The 17,817-nt window shown below is 73.9% G+C and carries 14 protein-coding genes; 4 read left to right on the plus strand and 10 right to left on the minus strand.

Features of this window, described 5'->3' with window-relative positions; translation table 11 throughout:
- Window positions 1–58 precede the first annotated feature (58 nt).
- Window positions 59–3,679 (minus strand): chromosome segregation protein SMC, encoded by a 3,621-nt coding sequence (gene smc, locus LTT61_RS10640; protein ID WP_233019772.1) that lies wholly within the window; start codon window positions 3,677–3,679, stop codon window positions 59–61.
- A gap of 251 nt (window positions 3,680–3,930) precedes the next feature.
- Here smc and LTT61_RS10645 point away from each other — a divergent pair, with 251 nt between their 5' ends.
- Entirely contained in the window at window positions 3,931–5,220 is a 1,290-nt protein-coding gene (locus tag LTT61_RS10645; RefSeq protein ID WP_233019773.1) for a hypothetical protein, read from the plus strand.
- A gap of 1 nt (window position 5,221) precedes the next feature.
- Here the strand turns inward: LTT61_RS10645 and LTT61_RS10650 are convergent, their stop codons facing one another.
- The 8 genes from LTT61_RS10650 to LTT61_RS10685 form a co-directional block, all read right to left on the minus strand.
- Window positions 5,222–5,686: a DUF1707 SHOCT-like domain-containing protein gene (locus LTT61_RS10650; RefSeq protein WP_233019774.1), complete on the minus strand. Its 465-nt coding sequence runs from the start codon at window positions 5,684–5,686 to the stop codon at window positions 5,222–5,224.
- A gap of 92 nt (window positions 5,687–5,778) precedes the next feature.
- Complete coding sequence (locus tag LTT61_RS10655) at window positions 5,779–6,231, minus strand: DUF350 domain-containing protein (RefSeq protein ID WP_233019775.1); 453 nt, start codon at window positions 6,229–6,231, stop codon at window positions 5,779–5,781.
- Between the two features lie 25 nt (window positions 6,232–6,256).
- Entirely contained in the window at window positions 6,257–7,426 is a 1,170-nt protein-coding gene (locus LTT61_RS10660) for a glutathionylspermidine synthase family protein (protein WP_233019776.1), read from the minus strand.
- Window positions 7,427–7,428: 2 nt separating this feature from the next.
- A complete protein-coding gene (locus tag LTT61_RS10665; RefSeq protein WP_233019777.1) occupies window positions 7,429–7,926 on the minus strand; it encodes a hypothetical protein in 498 nt (165 codons plus the stop codon).
- Between the two features lie 487 nt (window positions 7,927–8,413).
- Window positions 8,414–8,692, minus strand: coding sequence for an acylphosphatase (locus tag LTT61_RS10670; protein WP_233019778.1), 279 nt, complete (start codon window positions 8,690–8,692; stop codon window positions 8,414–8,416).
- Window positions 8,692–9,117 carry an OsmC family protein gene (locus LTT61_RS10675; protein ID WP_233019779.1) on the minus strand — a complete coding sequence of 142 codons (426 nt, stop codon included), beginning with the start codon at window positions 9,115–9,117 and terminating at the stop codon, window positions 8,692–8,694. Before LTT61_RS10675 ends, LTT61_RS10670 begins: the two co-directional genes overlap by 1 nt.
- A 68-nt stretch (window positions 9,118–9,185) precedes the next feature.
- Window positions 9,186–9,884, minus strand: coding sequence for a response regulator (locus tag LTT61_RS10680; protein ID WP_233019780.1), 699 nt, complete (start codon window positions 9,882–9,884; stop codon window positions 9,186–9,188).
- 64 nt (window positions 9,885–9,948) lie between these two features.
- Window positions 9,949–12,444, minus strand: a complete 2,496-nt coding sequence (locus LTT61_RS10685; RefSeq protein ID WP_233020951.1) for a sensor histidine kinase — start codon at window positions 12,442–12,444, stop codon at window positions 9,949–9,951.
- A gap of 530 nt (window positions 12,445–12,974) precedes the next feature.
- Between LTT61_RS10685 and kdpA the strand changes: the two genes are divergently transcribed.
- From kdpA to LTT61_RS10700, 3 genes are read left to right on the plus strand one after another with little or no spacing between them, the layout of a single operon-like run.
- The gene (gene kdpA / locus LTT61_RS10690) at window positions 12,975–14,648 is read left to right on the plus strand and encodes a potassium-transporting ATPase subunit KdpA (RefSeq protein ID WP_233019781.1); all 1,674 of its coding nucleotides are present in this window, start codon (window positions 12,975–12,977) and stop codon (window positions 14,646–14,648) included.
- Window positions 14,645–16,783, plus strand: coding sequence for a potassium-transporting ATPase subunit KdpB (gene kdpB, locus LTT61_RS10695; protein ID WP_233019782.1), 2,139 nt, complete (start codon window positions 14,645–14,647; stop codon window positions 16,781–16,783). The genes kdpA and kdpB overlap by 4 nt, the downstream gene beginning before the upstream one ends.
- A gap of 1 nt (window position 16,784) precedes the next feature.
- Window positions 16,785–17,651 (plus strand): potassium-transporting ATPase subunit C, encoded by an 867-nt coding sequence (locus LTT61_RS10700; protein ID WP_233019783.1) that lies wholly within the window; start codon window positions 16,785–16,787, stop codon window positions 17,649–17,651.
- On the opposite strand, the gene LTT61_RS10705 is transcribed toward LTT61_RS10700, so the two are convergent.
- Window positions 17,636–17,815, minus strand: coding sequence for a hypothetical protein (locus tag LTT61_RS10705; RefSeq protein WP_233019784.1), 180 nt, complete (start codon window positions 17,813–17,815; stop codon window positions 17,636–17,638). The genes LTT61_RS10700 and LTT61_RS10705 overlap by 16 nt on opposite strands.
- Window positions 17,816–17,817: the final 2 nt, after the last annotated feature.

Consider the following 17,817-nt stretch of genomic DNA (forward strand, 5'->3'; position numbering starts at 1 on the left):
GTCGACCCGCTGGGCGGCGGCACAGCTGCCGCGCGGCACCGGTCCGCCCGCCGGGGCCCTACCCCGCGGGGGCGGCGGCGGGGGCCAGGTTCTCGCCGCGCAACCGCTGCGAGATCACCTGGGTGATGCCGTCCCCGCGCATGCTGACGCCGTAGAGCGCGTCGGCGATCTCCATGGTCGGCTTCTGGTGCGTGATGACGATCAGCTGGCTCTTCTCCCGCAGCTGCTCGAAGAGGCCGATGAGGCGGCGCAGGTTGGTGTCGTCGAGCGCCGCCTCGACCTCGTCCATGACGTAGAACGGCGACGGCCGCGCCCGGAAGATGGCGACCAGCAGCGCCACCGCGGTCAGCGACTTCTCGCCGCCGGAGAGCAGCGAGAGCCGCTTGACCTTCTTGCCCGGCGGCCGCGCCTCGACCTCGATCCCGGTGGTGAGCATGTTCGAGGGATCGGTGAGCACCAGCCGCCCCTCGCCGCCGGGGAAGAGCCGCGCGAAGACCCCGACGAACTCGCGCTCCACGTCGGCGTAGGCCTCGGCGAAGACCTGCAGGATCCGCGCGTCCACCTCGGCGACCACGTCGAGCAGGTCCTGCCTGGCGTTCTTGACGTCCTCGAGCTGGGTGGCGAGGAAGTTGTAGCGCTCCTCCAGCGCGGCGAACTCCTCAAGCGCGAGCGGGTTCACCTTGCCGAGCGTGCCGAGGTCCTTCTCCGCCCGGCGCGCCCTGCGCTCCTGGGAGGCGCGGTCGTAGGGCATGGGCTGCGGCGGGGTCACCGCCTCGCCGCGCTCCCGCGCCTGCTCGTACTCGTGCAGCTCCAGCTCGGACGGGGGCAGCGGGACGTCCGGGCCGTACTCGGCGATGAGGTCGTCCAGCGCGATCCCGAACTGCTCGGCGATGGTCGACTCGACCTGCTCGATCCGCAGCGCGGCCTCGGCCTTGGCGACCTCGTCCCGGTGCACCGCGTCGGTGAGCTGGGTGAGCTGCGCGGTGAGCGCCCGCACCCGCTCCTTGACCCGCTCCACCTCGGCGGCGACCTCGGTGCGGCGGCGCACCAGCTCGTCACGCCTGGCGGCGGCCCGCGCCACCACCCGCTCCAGCTCGCCCGCGACCTGCGCGCCGGACTCCGCGACGGCGGCGGCCACCGCGGCGGCCTTGCGCCTGGCGGCCTGCGCGCGCTCGGCCCGCGCCCGCGCCTCGCGCTCGGCCCGCGCCGCGCGGCGCAGCGAATCCGCCTTGCCGTGCACCGACTGCGCACGCTCCTCCGCGGTGCGCACGGCGAGCCGCGCCTCCACCTCCATGGTCCTGGCCTCGGCGAGCGCGGCGGCGGCCTCCTCGCGCTCCCGGCCGGCGGCCTCGGTGCCCGCCGCACCGTAGCCGTCGGCGTCGATCCTGGCCTGCTCGAGTTCGGCGTTGCGCAGCCGGTCCTCCAGCTCGGCGAGGGTCGCCAGGCTCTGCTCGCGGCCGGTCTCGGCGGCGGCGCGCTGGTCGTAGAGGCGGGCGCTCTCCTTCTCGGCGGTGCGGGTGGTCTCGCCGAGCCTGGCCAGCCGCTCGTACACCGCGACCAGCGCCTGGTCCGATTCGTGCAGCGCGAGCAGGGTGTGGTCGACCGCCTGCCTGCGATCGGTCTGCTCGTCGAGCGCGCCCGCGAGCGCGGCCTCCAGCTCGGCGGCGCGGCGCTGGGCCGCGGTGAGTTCGGTGGCGGCGGCGTCGATCTCGGCCTGGATCTCCAGCCTGCTCGGCGCCCGCTCGGAGCCGCCGAGCACCCAGCCGGTGCCTGCCAGGTCACCGTCCCTGGTGACGACGCGCAGCTCGGGGCGGGTGCCGAGGAGTGCGGTCGCGGCGGCGAGGTCGTCGACGACGGCGACCGTTGCGGTCAGCGCGAGCACCGCGGGGGCCAGCTCGTCCGGGTACTCGACCACGGCGGCGAGCGCGGTGGCGCCCGCGGGCAGCTCGGCGGGGGCGATCGCCCGCCCCCCGGTGTGGAACACCAGCCCGACCCGGCCGCCGTCGGCCTCCTTGACGGCGCGCAGCGCGTCGTAGGCGGCGGCTTCGGACCCGGCGGCGGTGGCGTCGGCGAGCGGGCCGAGCACCGCGGCCACCGCGGCCTCGAAGCCGGGCCGCACCCGCAGCACCCCGGAGAGCGGCCCGAGCAGCCCGGCCGGGCTGTGCTCGGCGAGCCAGGCGGTGCCGTCCTTGCGGGTCAGGTTCATGCCGAGCGCCTCGATGCGGGCGCTCAGCGAGGCCACCCGCTTGGTGGCGTCGCGATCGTCCTGCCGCAGCTCGGCCACGCGGGCATCGGCGAGCTCCAGCGCCGCGACGGCGTGCTCGTGCTGGGCGTCGAGCCCGGCCTCTCCCGCGTCCAGCTCGGCCAGCTCGGCCTGGACGTCGTCGAACTCGGCGCGGGCGGTGTCGGCGCGCCTGCCCGCCTCGGTGATCGCGCCGGAGATCCGGGTGATCTCGGTGTCCGCGGACTGGGTCTTGTGCCGCAGCGTCTCGACCTGCCCGGCGAGCCGGGCCAGCCCCTCCCTGCGGTCGGCGATGGCGCGCACCGCGGCGAGGTGTGCCTGCTCGGCGGCCTTGGCGGCCTGCTCGCGCTCGGCCAGCGCGTCGCGCGCGGCCTCCAGCGTCTCCATCGTCATCTCGACGGTCTCGCGCAGCTCGGCCTCCTCGGCCGCCACCCGGTCGGCCTCGGCCTCCAGCTGCTCCGGGTCGCGGCCGGTACCCGCCTGGGTGGCGGTGTCCAGGTGCCTGGCCCGGTCGCCCGCGATCCGGATGGTGGCGTTGACCCGCTCGGCCAGGGCGGAGAGCTGGAACCAGGTCTGCGCGGCCGCCTCGGAGCTCGGGGTCAGCTCGGCGAGCTGGTGCTCCTGCCCGGCCAGCGCGGCGCCGGCGGCGTCCAGCTCGGCCTGCACGGTGATCTGCTGCTCGCGGGCGTAGGCCTCCTTGCTCTGCCTGCCCGCGAGCTCGCCGCGCCTGGTCACCAGGTCGTCGGCGGCGAGCCGGAGCCGGGCGTCGCGCAGGTCGGCCTGCACGGTGGCGGCGCGGCGCGCCACCTCGGCCTGCCTGCCGAGCGGCTTGAGCTGGCGGCGCAGCTCGGAGGTGAGGTCGGTGAGGCGGGCCAGGTTGGCCTGCATCGCCTCGAGTTTGCGGACCGCCTTCTCCTTGCGCTTGCGGTGCTTGAGCACACCCGCGGCCTCCTCCACGAAGGAGCGGCGGTCCTCCGGCCGCGATTCGAGGATGGCGGCGAGCTGCCCCTGGCCGACGATGACGTGCATCTCCCGGCCGATGCCGGAGTCGCTGAGCAGCTCCTGGACGTCCATCAGCCGGCAGGTGGAGCCGTTGATCTCGTACTCGCCCGCGCCGTCCCGGAACATCCGCCGGGTGATCGAGACCTCGGCGTAGTCGATCGGCAGCGCGCCGTCGGAGTTGTCGATGGTCAGCGTGACCTCGGCGCGGCCGAGCGCGGCCCGGCCCTGGGTGCCCGCGAAGATCACGTCCTGCATCTTGCCGCCGCGCAGCGCCTTGGCCCCCTGCTCGCCCATCACCCAGGTCAGCGCGTCCACCACATTCGACTTGCCGGAGCCGTTCGGGCCGACCACGCAGGTGATGCCCGGCTCGAAGCGCAGCGTCGTCGCGGACGCGAAGGATTTGAAGCCCTTCAACGTCAAGCTCTTCAGATGCACGGCCGGGACCTTTCCGTGGATGAGGCGGGTTTGCTCCGACGACAGCGAGGGGGCGCGGCGAGCAGTCATCGTATCCGCCGGCGGTGACCTCGGTCGCCGGCATCGCTGCGTGCCGGGGCCACCGGTTGACCACAACGCCGGTGTGCCCGGCATTAGCCGACGTCACAGCGGTGCGCGCGGGGCTGCCACGGGGCGGGGATCGCGCCTACGATCCACCTGATCCCACCTTCTCCCGTCAGGAGCATCGACCCGTGGCTGCGCTGTCGTCCCGCCACGGCACCGCGTTCCGGTTGCTGCGCGTCGGCGCGCTGCTCGTCGCCTGCCTGGTGTTCCTGTGGGGGTGCGAGGTGAGCCGCAGTTCGACGCTCGGGGACGTGCCGGAGTACCTGGTGCTCGCCGGGCTGGCCGCGGTGGTCGGGTTCGCCGCCGCCTGGTTCGAGATCAGGGCGGTCCGGGCCGGGCGGCGCACGGTGACCATGGACGACGGGCGGTGGCGGGTGGTCGCGCGGGTCGGCGGCGACGGTGCGCTGGTCTTCGTCGGGCACGACGAGGAGCCGGCGGACTCGGACGACCCCGAGGACGCGCCCTCCGGCTGGGTCTGGACCTTCCCCGCGGACTCGATCGACGCGGTGCGCACTGTGCTGCACACCGCCTGCTTCCCCGATGACGACCCGCTCGAGCTGGCCGAACTCGAGCTGCTCGAGCTGCTCGGCGAGGCGGCGGGGGTGCTCGACCCGGTCGCGCGGGCCGACCCGGGGGCGTGGTTGCACGGGCACGGGGTGCGCGGGGAGCGGCACGAGTGGGGGGTGGATCCGACGCAGACCACCCGCACGCTGCCGATCGTCGGCACACCGCTCGCCGGGCCGGTGCGCCGGGGTGCGAAGCGACGCGCGGCCGGTGCGCACAAGCGCTCTTCGGACGAGACCCGGCGTAGCTCCGCCGACAGTCCCGGGCGTGCGCAGGACGGCTCCGCCGGTGCGGCGGCCGAGCGGAATCGGCGCGACGCCGCGTCCGGATCGGAGCGGCCGCGCGGCGAGCAGAAGCGAAGGCCCGACCGCGGTGCGGCGAATCGCTGGGATGCGGCGCAGGCCCGGCGGGCCGGGCACACCGCAGGCTCCATGGCGAAGCGTGCGGATGGGCGCCTCGGGAGCGAATCGCAGGGTCCACGCGGCACCGGGAGTTCGGAGTCCGCCGCGGAGCGCGGAGCCGAGCGACGGGAACGCGGAGCCGCCGGGCGGACCGGTCGGCGCGCCGCGGACGCGCGCTCGGCACCGGACGGCGAAGCCGCCGGTTCGCGCCCCGCCCGGCGCTCGGGCGAGGCCGCACCCCGGCCCGATCGCACACAGCAGGCAAGCGGAGGACAGCCGGTTCCCGGGCAGGACCAGCGGTACAGCGGGCCGATCCGGCGCCGCGGGGTCGGCAGGCCGCAGCGCCAGGACCCGGACAGCTGGTGGGAGACGGCCGACGGCCCGACCGACCGCACCTACCGGGAACCACCCCCGCCCCGCCTCTCGAACCCGCGCAGGCGCGCGGACGAGTGAATCAGCCGAGCGCCCGCCGCACCGCCCGCGCCCCGGCCCCGGAGCGGCAGGCCCGCCCCTCGAACCCGGTGACCACGCGGAACGCGAGCACCGCGCCCCACGGCCCGATCACCCAGACCGGCCAGAAGTAGGTGAACTCGCCGACCCCGAGCGAGATCGCCGCCCAGATCACCAGGACGAGCAGGCTCACCCCGGCCCAGCTCGCGAACTCGATCTGCTGCCAGAGCGGCAGCCCCCGCACCCCGCGCCCGCGCGGCTTCGGCTGCGCGGCGGCGGAATCGGCGAGCCGCGGCAGGTCGGCGAGCACCGGGGCGAGGTCGTCGCGGAACCGGGTGGCGTAGACCCGGGCGACCCGCTCGTCGTACTCGCCCAGATCCAGCCGCCCGTCCGCGAGGTGCCTGCCGAGCAGCGTCACCACCGCGTCCCGCTCGGCATCGGAGGCGCGGGTACCGGTGGCGATGTCCATGCTCGAGTCCTCTCGGCGGGGAGGGAACGCGGCGTCACCCTCCACTATGGAATATAACCATGATGGTTTTTCCACAGTGGAATGTCAAGGTCTCAGAGAATCGCGAAGGCCACCACGAGCCCGAGCGCGAAGTGCGCGGCGGCGACGACCAGCACCGCCGGGGTGTACGCCTCGGAGTGCAGCGCCGCGCCGATATCGATGCCGAGCGCCTTCTCGATCACCCGCACCGATACCACCTGCGCGATGATGCCGACCAGCCCGAAGATCAGCGAGGCGATAAGCCCCTCCAGCAGCTTGCCGGACGCCGCGAAGATCGCGAGCACCACGATGAACGCCATGCTCAGCATGCCCGCCGCCGTCACGACGATGGCGTTCGGCTTGCCCTCCAGCACCAGCTGGCGCAGGCGCCCGGGGGTGGTGAGGTCGATGGCGTAGAAGCCGACGAGCATGAGCACCAGGCCGACGAGGGCGTAGAGCAGGATCGCGCCCACCCCTTCGCCGAGCGAACTCCAGTAGCCCGATTCGAGGGCGACAGCGGCGGTCATCGTGGTCCTTCCGATGGATTGACGATCAGTCGTCGGTGGGGATGCGGTGCGGGACGAAGGCGGAGCCGTCGTCGGTGATCAGGCCGGCGGTCTCGCGGATGCCGAGCCCGGCCGAGCTGTCGCCGACGATCCAGGCGCCGAGCACCGGCCGCATGTCGTCGAACTGCGGCAGCGGGTCGAGCAGCTGGTAGACGAAGCCCTCTTCGCCGTACATGCCGCCGGTCGCGGTCTCCATCCCGGCGCCGACGATGGTCATGTTCGCGCCCTCGCGGCCGAGCTTCGGCTTGCGGATGTACTCGGTGAGCTCGTTCGGCTGATCGAGGTAGGCGGGCAGCAGGTTCGGGTGGCCGGGGTACATCTCCCAGAGCACCGCGAGGATGGCCTTGTTGCTGAGCAGCGTCTTCCACAGCGGCTCGATCCACATGGTCTGCGGCAGGCTCGCGACGACCCGCTTGCCGAAGTCGTCGTCGAGCACCCACTCCCACGGGTAGAGCTTGAAGATCGCCTGGATCGGGTCCTCGGCCAGGTCGACGAAGCGCTCCAGCTCGGTGTCGACGCCGACCTCCTCGATCGGCAGCCCGATGGTGTCGAAGCCCGCCTCGGCGGCGGTCTCCTGGATGTAGGCGGTGGTGACGCCGTCCTCGCCGGTCGGCTCGGCGCCGGACCAGCTGAAGTGCAGCTGGTCGCTGGGGAGGATGGCACGCAGCTCGCCCCAGCGCTCGACCAGCTTCTCGTGCAGCGAATTCCACTGGTCGTGGTCCGGGTACAGCGCGGTGAGCCAGTGCCACTGCAGGATCGCCGCTTCCAGCAGCGAGGTGGGGGTGTCGGCGTTGTACTCCAGCAGCTTCGCCGGGCGGCGGGCGTCGTAGCGCAGGTCGAAGCGGCCGTAGACGTGCGGGTCGGCGCGGCGCCACGACTCCGCGATCGGCTGCCAGCTCCACTCCGGCAGCCCGAAGTCGCGGTACCGCTCGGTCAGCACGACCTGCTCGACCGCCTTCAGGCACATGCTGTGCAGCAGTTCGACATCCGCCTCCAGGGCGAGGATCTCCGGCATGTCGAACTCGTAGTAGACCGATTCGTCCCAGTACGGCCGGGGCTTGCCCTGCGCGTCGCGGCCGGGGGTGCCGTAGACCAGCCCCTGCTCCTCGACGATCTGCTGCCAGCCCTTCCGTGGTTCCACGCGGACCCGTCGCACCGCTAGGAACCTCCGCCGATCTTGCTGCCGAGGCCGCCGCGCTGCACCGTGGTTCCGGTCTTGGTCTTGATCTCGGTGTTCTTCGGCTTCACCGTCGTCCCGCCGGTCGGCTTGCCGCCGATCGCGGTGGAGCCGCCGTAGTAGTAGCGGTACTGCGGCCAGCCCGCCAGCAGGACGACGCCCGCGGTGTCGCCGACGAAACCCGGGCGGCCGGTGCCGCAGTAGGTGTCCTCGACGACGATCTCGTTGCCGTTCTGGTCGGTGGCGACGCAGGACGCGGTCACCGTCTCCGGGGCGGAGAGCGCCAGGTAGGCGAGGTAGCCGCCGCCGACCAGCGCGGCGACGCCGACCACGGCGGCGCCGCCGATGAGCACCCGGTTGCGGGAGCGCTTCTTCGCCGCGGCGGCCTCGGCGGCGGCGCGCTCGGCGTCGCGGGCCTGCTTGCGCGCCTTGTCCCTGGCGCGGGACTCGGCCACCGTCGGTGGGCGGGGCTGCGTCACCCCCGCCCGCTGCTGCTGAACGCGCCCCGCGCGCTTCCCGCTCTCGGGCGGAGTGCTTCCCGCAGGTGCGCCCGCTCCGTGCGCGCCGGGCAGCGAGCCCGGGGGCGGTTGGAAACCGCCCGCCTGCGGCTGGGCGCCGGGCCACGGAAAGGGGGGCGGGGCATGCTGCTCCGCCGCCGAAAACGGCTGCGTGCCAGGTTGCCCCGCGGCCGGGAACGGCTGCGTGCCGGGCTGCCCTGCCGCCGGGAACGGCTGTGTACCGGGCTGATCCGCGCCCGGCGCGGGGCGGGAATCCGGCTCTTCCGCGGACGGCTGCGGACCGGAAGCGCCGGTCGGCGCAGCGGATCCCGCGCCGGGCGCGGGCACGTTCGCCGCCGAACCCTCCTCGTAGACCGGGCCGGTGGCGGCGGCGGTCCCTTCCTCCCACTGCGGCCGGCTGCCGTCGTTCCGTTCGTCCCCCCGACGGGGTTCGTCTGTGCTCACGCCGCTACCGCTCCTCGAATCCGGACAGATCGCCCCGCGCGGGCTCCCAGCTTTCCACAACAAGACCGACCCGGCCAGGCGTATCGGGCGAGCGGAGCAGGGCGAGCAATCGCTCGGCGGCCCGCCGCGGCCCCTCGGCGACCACGTGCACCCGCCCGTCGGCGGTGTTGGTGGCGTGCCCGGCGAGCCCGAGTTCCAGCGCGCGCGACCGCGTCCACCAGCGGAAACCGACGCCCTGCACCTGCCCGTGCACCCAGGCGGAGAGCCGCTCGGCCTCGGCCACTACAGCTCCACGTCGAAGGAGAGCGTCACCTTGCTCCCGGACTTCAGCGTCCGGCCGACGGTGCACACCTTGTCGACGGCGCGCTGCACGCTCACCAGCAGCCGCTCCCGCTCGACCTCGGAGAGCTCGCTGAGGTCGAGCTCGAAGACCTCGTCGATCTCGGGGTAGACCTCGTTCTCCCGGTCCGGGTCGCCGGAGACCCGGATGGTGGCGTCGAAGTGCTCGCCGAGCTTGCGGGAGAGCGAGAAGTCGGCGCTCAGCCCGGAGCACGCGGCGACCGCGATCTTCAGCAGCTCGCCGGGGGTGAAGGCCTCGGGGGTGCCCGCGGAGGCGATGCGCACCACCGCGTCCCGCTCGTTGCGGCCGGTGTAGGCGCGGGTGCCGGTGCGCTCCACCCGGAGCGCCGACGTGTTCTGCTCGGACATGGTCACGATCCTGCCATTCGCCGGGACGGTCGTGCCGGGCAACACCGCGCGGGGCGGGGGCATTCCGCTCACTCCTGGAACCGGTACCCCATGCCCGCCTCGGTGAGCAGGTGCCTCGGGTGCGCCGGGTCGTCCTCCAGCTTGCGCCGCAGCTGCGCGAGATAGACCCGCAAATAGTGGGTTTCGGTGGCGTAGGAGGGGCCCCACACCTCGCGCAGCAGCTCCTTGCGGCCGACCAGCTTGCCCCGGTGCCGCACCAGCATCTCGAGCATCCCCCACTCGGTCGGGGTGAGGTGCACCGGTTCGCCGTGCCTGGTGACCCGCTTGGCGGCGAGGTCGACGGTGAACGAGTCGGTGATCACCACCGGCTCGCCGCCGGTGTCGGCGCCCGCCCGCCGCACCGCGGCGCGCAGCCGGGCGAGCAGCTCGTCCATGCCGAACGGCTTGGTGACGTAGTCGTCGGCGCCCGCGTCCAGCGCCTCCACCTTGTCGGCGGAGTCGGTGCGGGCGGAGAGCACGATCACCGGCGCCGCGCTCCAGCCGCGCAGCCCGGCGAGCACCTCGGTGCCGTCCATGTCCGGCAGCCCGAGGTCGAGGATCACCACGTCCGGGTGCCGGTCGGCGGCGGCGCGCAGCGCGGCGGCGCCGGTGCCCGCGGTGACCACGTCGTAGCCGCGCACCGAGAGGTTGATCCGCAGCGCGCGCACGATGTGCGGCTCGTCGTCGACCACGAGCACGGTCGTCGCCGCGGGGACCGGATCACTCATGCGCGCTCCCGCGCCGTGCCGGGTGGGCCGGCGGCGAGCACCGTCGGCGGCGGGGCCGGATCGGTCATGACGGCTCCTCGGCTGCGGGCAGGTCGACGAGCATGGTCAGCCCGCCGCCCGGCGTGGTCTCGGCGTGCACGGTACCGCCCATGGCCTCGGCGAAGCCGCGCACCACGGAGAGCCCGAGCCCGACGCCGGTGGTGTTGTCCCGGTCGCCGCGCCGCTGGAAGGGCTCGAACACCTGCTCCTCGGCGCCGCGCGGGATGCCGGGGCCGGTGTCGGCCACCGCGACGGTCACCCGGTCGCCGTCGCGCTCCGCGCTGACCCGCACCGGGGCGTCGCGCGGGGCGTGCCGCAGCGCGTTGTCCACCAGGTTGGCCAGCACCCGCTCCAGCAGCCCGGGGTCGGCGGCGACCGCGATCTCGCCGACCTCGACCTCGACCCGCTCCATCGATGCCCGGCGCACCCCGCGGGTGCCCATGCCGATGCCGACGAGCGCGCGGTGCACCGCCTCGTCCAGGTACACGGTGCGGACCCGGGGCGCGACCACGCCCGCGGCGAGCCGGGAGGAGTCGAGCAGGTTGTCCACCAGCGCGGTGAGCTGGTCCACCGACTCCTCGACGGTCTCCAGCAGCTCCTCGGTGTCCTCCGGGGAGAACTCGACGTCCTCGCTGCGCAGGCTGGAGACGGCGGCCTTGGCGCCGGCCAGCGGGGTGCGCAGGTCGTGCCCGACGGCGGAGAGCAGCGCGCGGCGCAGCCGGTCGGCCTCGCGCAGCGCCACCGCGGCCCCGGCCTCCTCGGTGAGCCTGGCCTGCCGCACCAGCCCGGCCGCCTGGTTGGCGACGGCGGCGAGCACCGGCCGGTCGGCGGCGGCGAGCGGCCGCCCGGCGAGCGCGAGCACCAGCCCCCCGTCCCCGGACTCGACCACCGTGTCGGCCTCGGCGGGCCGCGCGGGCGGATCGGCCCCGACCGCGGCGACCACGGCATCGCCGTCCAGCACGGCGGCCCAGCGCTGCGCGTAGGTCTCCCTGAGCTGCTCCAGCAGCCGGGTCAGGTCGGCGCCGTGCAGCACCGCGCCGGCGAACCGGGTGAGCAGCTCGGCCTGGCGCGAGGCCCGGCGCGCCTGCTCGGCCCGCGCCGCGGCGATGTCGACCAGCGCGGCCACCGCCACCGCGACCACGAGCAGCACCACCACCGCGACGAAGTTGTCCGGCTCGGCGACCGTGAGGCTGTAGCGCGGGGCGGCGAAGAACCAGTTCAGCAGCAGCCCGGAGAGCAGCGCCGAGACCGTCGCGGGCAGCACCCCGCCGAAGAGCGAGACGGCCACCACCCCGACCACGAAGACCGAGGAGAGCCCCGGCAGGTCGAGCACCCCGTCCAGCAGCCAGGCGCAGAGCGCGCAGACCAGCAGCGGCATCAGCACCGCGGCGGGCCATGCGGCGGCCGGGCGCCGCGGCCGCAGCGCCGCGCGCCGCAGCGGGCGGTGGGTCTCGGAGTGGGTCACCATGTGAATGTCGATCTTGCCCGACCGCCGGACGACGGCGGCGCCGATACCCTCGTCGAGCAGCCGCGCCCAGCGCGAGCGGCGCGAGGTGCCGAGCACCAGCTGGGTGGCGTTGACCTCGCGGGCGAAGCCGAGCAGCGCGGCCGGGACGTCCTCGCCGGTGACGGTGTGCAGCGAGGCGTCCAGCGCGCCGGCCAGCTCGCGCAGCCGGGCCAGCCGCGCGGCCGAGACCCCGGCGAGGCCGTCGCCGCGCACCACGTGCAGCACCGCCAGCTCGGCGCTGGCCTTCCCCGCGATCCGGGCCGCGCGGCGCACGATCGTCTCCGACTCCGGGCCGCCGGTCACCGCGACCACCACCCGCTCGCGCGCCTCCCAGGTCGCGGTGATCCGGTGCTCGGAGCGGTACTTCGCGAGCGCGGCGTCCACCTGGTCGGCGAGCCAGAGCAGCGCGAGCTCGCGCAGCGCGGTGAGGTTGCCCGGCCGGAAGTAGTTGCGCAGCGCGGCGTCGGCCCGGTCGGCGGCGTAGACGTTGCCGTGCGCGAGCCTGCGCCGCAGCGCCTCCGGGGTGATGTCGACCAGCTCCACCTGCCCCGCCCCGCGCACCACCGCGTCCGGCACCGTCTCCCGCTGCTCGATCCCGGTGATCTGCTCGACCACGTCGTTCAGGCTCTCCAGGTGCTGCACGTTGACCGTCGACACCACGTCGATCCCGGCCTCGAGCAGCTCGTCCACGTCCTGCCAGCGCTTGCGGTTGCGGCTGCCGGGCGCGTTGGTGTGCGCGAGCTCGTCCACCAGCGCGATGCCGGGCGCGCGGCGCAGCACCGCGTCCACGTCGAGCTCGTCCAGCACGGTGCCGCGGTACGGCACCCGCCGCGGCGGGATGCGCTCGATCCCGTCGAGCAGCGCGGCCGTCTGCGCCCGGCCGTGCGTCTCGACGACCGCGGCGACGACGTCGCGGCCGCGTTCCCGGCGACGGTGCGCCTCGGCGAGCATGGCGTAGGTCTTGCCGACGCCGGGCGCCGCGCCGAGGTAGATCCGCAGTTCGCCGCGGTTCACCACCCGCGCACGCGCTGCACACGGGTCGCGGCGATGCCGCACAGGAAACCGGCCACCGCGGTCACCACCACCTTCATCGTTCCTCGGTATCCCCGATCACTCTGCCCGCGCGGAGCGCCGCGCGCGGGCGTCTTTACGGTTCGTTGACGGCATCGCCGCCTTTCCTGACGCTTTCGTATCGCGTTGTACCGCAGGGACGTTCACGTCGTGCGGCGAGACCGGCGAGCACCCCGCGTCAAGAAACCGTCAAGGCGGGGCGCCACCCCGCCAAGAAGCCGTAAGGAGCGGTGGAAAAGCCGCGCCGGCGTCGTTCACTCGAACGAGCGTGCTCCACCGCGGAGCAGCTCGAGGAGGTTCGACCCGATGTCCGTCGTCGTGTTCACGGTGCTCACCGTGGCCGTGTTCGCCCTGTTGGGCCTGGTCCAGCGCGGGGTGGAGCGGCTGTGATCGCGAATATCGCCGGCCTGGCGCTCGCGGTGCCGGTCGCGCTGCTCGCGCTGGCCGCCCTGCTCTTCCCCGAGAGGTTCTAGGTGAACGACACGGTCAGGGCGGTGCTGCTGGTCGGCTCGCTGGTGGCGGCGCTCGCGCTGGTGCACGTGCCGCTCGGCGACTACATGCACCGGGTCTACTCGGGGACGAAGCACTCGCACGCCGAGCGGCTGATCTACCGGGTGATCGGGGTGCGCCCCGAGGTCGAGCAGAGCTGGCCGGTCTACGCCCGCGGCGTGCTCGCCTTCTCGGCGGTGGGCGTGCTCGCGCTCTTCGCCTTCCAGCTGGCGCAGCGGGTGCTGCCGCTGCACCTGAACGATCCGGGCACCGAGCTGACCCCCGCCCTGGCCTGGAACACCGCGGTCAGCTTCGTGACCAACACCAACTGGCAGAACTACGCGGGCGAGAGCACCCAGGGGCACCTGGTGCAGATGGCCGGGCTCGCGGTGCAGAACTTCGGCTCCGCCGCGGTCGGCATGGCGGTCGCGGTCGCGCTGGTGCGCGGCTTCGCCCGCACCCGCACCGGTGAGCTCGGCAACTTCTGGGTCGATCTGGTGCGCGGCACCGTGCGCATTTTGCTGCCGCTCGCCTTCGCCGGCGCGGTGCTGCTGCTGGTCGGCGGCGTGGTGCAGAACTTCCAGCTGCACGACCGGGTCGCGCAGACGCTCACCGGTGCGGCACAGCCGATTCCGGGCGGGCCGGTGGCGAGCCAGGAGGCGATCAAGGAGCTCGGCACCAACGGCGGCGGCTTCTTCAACGCCAACTCCGCACACCCGTTCGAGAACCCGTCCGCCTGGACCGACTGGCTGGAGATCTTCCTGCTGCTGGTGATCTCCTTCTCGCTGCCGCGCACCTTCGGCCGGATGGTCGGCAGCCCGAAGCAGGGCTACGCCGTCCTCGCGGTGCAGGCCGTGCTCGCGCTCACCGGCATCGCGCTCACCGTGTTCTTCCAGCTGCGCGCGGACGGCACCGTGCCGACCGCGATCGGCGCCGCCACCGAGGGCGTGGAGCAGCGCTTCGGCGTGGTCGACTCGGCGGTCTTCGCGGCAGGCACCACGCTCACCTCGACCGGCGCGGTGAACTCGTCCCATGACGCGTACACCAGCCTCGGCGGCATGATGACGATGATCCACATGCAGCTCGGCGAGGTGGCGCCGGGCGGCGTCGGCTCCGGGCTGTACGGGATCCTCGTGCTCGCGGTGATCACCGTGTTCGTGGCCGGGCTCATGGTCGGCCGCACCCCGGAGTACCTGGGCAAGAAGATCACCCCGCGGGAGATCAAGCTGGCCGCCGCCTACATCCTGGTGACGCCGCTGGTGGTCCTGATCGGCACCGCGCTCGCGGTGGCGATGCCCGGCCAGCGGGCGAGCATGCTCGCCGCCGGGCCGCACGGCCTCTCCGAGGTGCTCTACGCCTTCACCTCGGCCGCCGCCAACAACGGCTCGGCCTTCGGCGGGCTCTCCGGCAACACCGAGTGGTTCAACACCGCGCTCGGGCTGGCCATGCTCTTCGGCCGGTTCCTGCCGATCGTGCTGGTCCTCGCGCTGGCGGGGTCGCTCGCCGCGCAGGGCCGGACCCCGGAGTCGGCGGGCACACTGCCCACCCACCGCCCCCAGTTCATCGGCATGGTCGCCGGCGTGACCGTTGTCCTGGTCGCGCTCACCTTCCTGCCCGCCCTCGCGCTCGGCCCGCTCGCCGAAGGAATCGGTTCATGACCTCCACGCTCTCCTCCCCCGCCCCGGCCGCACCCGCGCCGGAGCCGCGCCGCCCCGGCGCGGTGCGCGCGGGCGTGCTCGACCCGGCCATGCTGCTCACCTGCCTGCCGCAGGCGCTGCGCAAGCTGGACCCGCGCACGCTCTGGCACAACCCGGTCATGCTCATCGTCGAGGTCGGCGCGGCCTGGTCCACCGTGCTCGCGGTGGCCGACCCGAGCTTCTTCGCGTGGGCGGTCGTGGCCTGGCTCTGGCTCACCGTGCTCTTCGCCAACCTGGCCGAGGCGGTCGCCGAGGGACGCGGCCGCGCGCAGGCGGATTCGCTGCGCAGGGCCCGCACCGACACCGTCGCCCGCAGGCTCGGCGAGGATGGCGCCGAGCAGCGGGTGCCCGCCCCCGAGCTGCGCCGCGGCGATCGGGTCGTCATCGAGGCGGGCGAGGTGGTGCCCGCCGACGGCGACGTGGTGGACGGCATCGCCTCGGTCGACGAATCGGCGATCACCGGCGAATCCGCGCCGGTGATCCGGGAATCCGGCGGCGATCGCTCGGCCGTCACCGGCGGTACGACGGTGCTCTCCGACCGGATCGTCGTCGAGATCACCCAGGAGCCGGGCGCCGGCTTCATCGACACGATGATCGCCCTGGTCGAGGGGGCGAAGCGGCAGCGGACGCCGAACGAGATCGCGCTGAACATCCTGCTCGCCGCGCTCACCGTGGTCTTCCTCTGCGCGGTGGTGACGCTGCAGCCGATGGCGATCTACGCGCGCGGCAACGACACCGGGGTGGCCGATACCCTCGCGCTCACCGCCGACGGCATCTCCGGCATCGTGCTGGTCGCGCTGCTGGTCTGCCTCATCCCGACCACGATCGGCGCGCTGCTCTCGGCCATCGGCATCGCCGGGATGGACCGGCTGGTGCAGCGCAATGTGCTGGCCATGTCCGGCCGCGCGGTGGAGGCGGCGGGCGACGTGAACACGCTGCTGCTGGACAAGACCGGCACCATCACGCTCGGCAACCGGCGAGCCTCGGAGTTCCTGCCCGCCCCCGGCATCACCCCCGACGAGCTGGCCGCCGCGGCTCAGCTCTCGAGCCTCGCGGACGAGACCCCGGAGGGGCGCTCGATCGTGGTGCACGCGAAGGAGGCGCACGGCCGCCGCGCGCGCACCACCGGCGAGCTGCCGGGCGCCACCTGGGTGCCGTTCACCGCGCAGACCAGGATGTCCGGCGTCGACCTCGCCGACGGCCACCGGCTGCGCAAGGGCGCCGCCACCGCGGTCGTGGAGTGGGTTCGCTCGGCGGGCGGTTCGGTGCCGGACGAGATCGGCGCGCGGGTCGAGCGGATCGCGGGCGCGGGCGGCACCCCGCTGGTCGTCGGCGAGGTGCGCGACGGCACCGCGCGGGTGCTCGGCGTGCTCGCCCTGGTCGACGTGGTCAAGGACGGCATGCGCGAGCGCTTCGACCAGATGCGCCGGATGGGCATTCGCACCGTGATGATCACCGGCGACAACCCGGCCACCGCCGCCGCCATCGCCGCACAGGCCGGGGTGGACGACTTCCTCGCGGAGGCCACTCCGGAGGACAAGCTCGCGCTCATCCGGAAGGAGCAGGAGGGCGGGCGGCTGGTCGCCATGACCGGCGACGGCACCAATGACGCTCCCGCGCTGGCCCAGGCCGACGTCGGGGTCGCCATGAACACCGGCACCTCCGCGGCCAAGGAGGCGGCCAACATGATCGACCTGGACGCCGACCCGACCAAGCTGATCGAGATCGTGGCGATCGGCAAGCAGCTGCTCATCACCCGCGGCGCGCTCACCACCTTCTCCATCGCGAACGACATCGCCAAGTACTTCGCGATCATCCCGGCGCTGTTCGTCCCGCTCTTCCCCGGCCTGGCGGCGCTGAACGTCATGCGGCTGGCCAGCGCGCAGTCGGCGATCCTCTCGGCGGTGATCTTCAACGCAGTGGTGATCGTCGCGCTGATCCCGCTGGCGCTGCGCGGGGTGCGGTACCGGCCGAGCGGCGCCGCCGGGCTGCTCGGGCGCAACCTCGCGATCTACGGCATCGGCGGCATCGCGGTGCCGTTCCTCGGCATCAAGCTCATCGACCTGTTCGTCCACCTTCTCCCCGGGATGTCCTGATATGCGTACGACCACCTGGATCCGGCAGCACCTGGCCGCGGTGCGCGCGCTGGCCGCGCTCACCGTCGTCACCGGGCTCGCCTACCCGCTCGCGGTGACCGCCGTCGGGCAGCTGCCCGGGCTGCGCGAGCGCGCCGACGGGTCGGTGCTCACCGTCGACGGCACGGTGGCGGGCTCCCGGCTGCTCGGCCAGTCCTTCACCGCCGCCGACGGTTCCGCGCTGCCCGCGTACTTCCAGAGCCGCCCCTCCGCGGCGGGCGACGGGTACGACACCCTGGCAAGCGGCGCGAGCAACCGCGGCCCGGAGGACATCGTCGACACCGCCGCCGCGCCGAGCCTGCTGACCGAGGTCTGCGCGCGGAGCAGAGAGGTCGGCGACCGCGAAGGGGTCGACGGCTCCCGCCCGTTCTGCACCGCCGACGGCGTCGGGGCGGTGCTCGCTGTCTTCGGCCCGCGCGGCGCCGACGGCACGGTGACCACGCCGGTGCGGGTGGTGAGCGTGAACCAGCCGTGCCCGGCCCGCCCCTTCCTCGGCGGCTACCGCGGCGTTCCCGTGGAATGCGCGACGGAGCGGGAGGATTGGTCCGTGGCCCGGCTGGTCCCGGTGCGCGGCCCGGCGAGCGCCACGCCCGTGGTGCCCGCCGACGCGGTCACCGCGAGCGGCAGCGGGCTCGACCCGCACATCTCCCCGGAGTACGCCGCGCTGCAGCTGCGCCGGGTGGCCGCGGCCCGCGGGGTGCCGGAGGAGCGGGTGCGCGCCCTGGTCGACGCGCACACCGACGGCCGCGCGCTCGGCTTCCTCGGCGAGCCGACGGTGCACGTGCTGGAGCTGAATCTGGAACTGGACCAGCGCTATCCGGCGCCGTAGCAGAACGCGGCCGCCGCCAGGTACTGGCGGCACTCGGGGCCGTGGCCCGCGTGCATGCTGCAGATGAAGCGGGCGCGGTCGGTGTCGAGCGGGACGGTGGGCTCGGCGGCACAGTCGCTGTGCTGCGAGCTCCACAGGTCCCTGGTATCCAGCGAGGTCTGCATGG

Origin of the sequence: Nocardia asteroides, from assembly GCF_021183625.1 — a bacterium.
Taxonomy (GTDB): domain Bacteria; phylum Actinomycetota; class Actinomycetes; order Mycobacteriales; family Mycobacteriaceae; genus Nocardia; species Nocardia asteroides_A.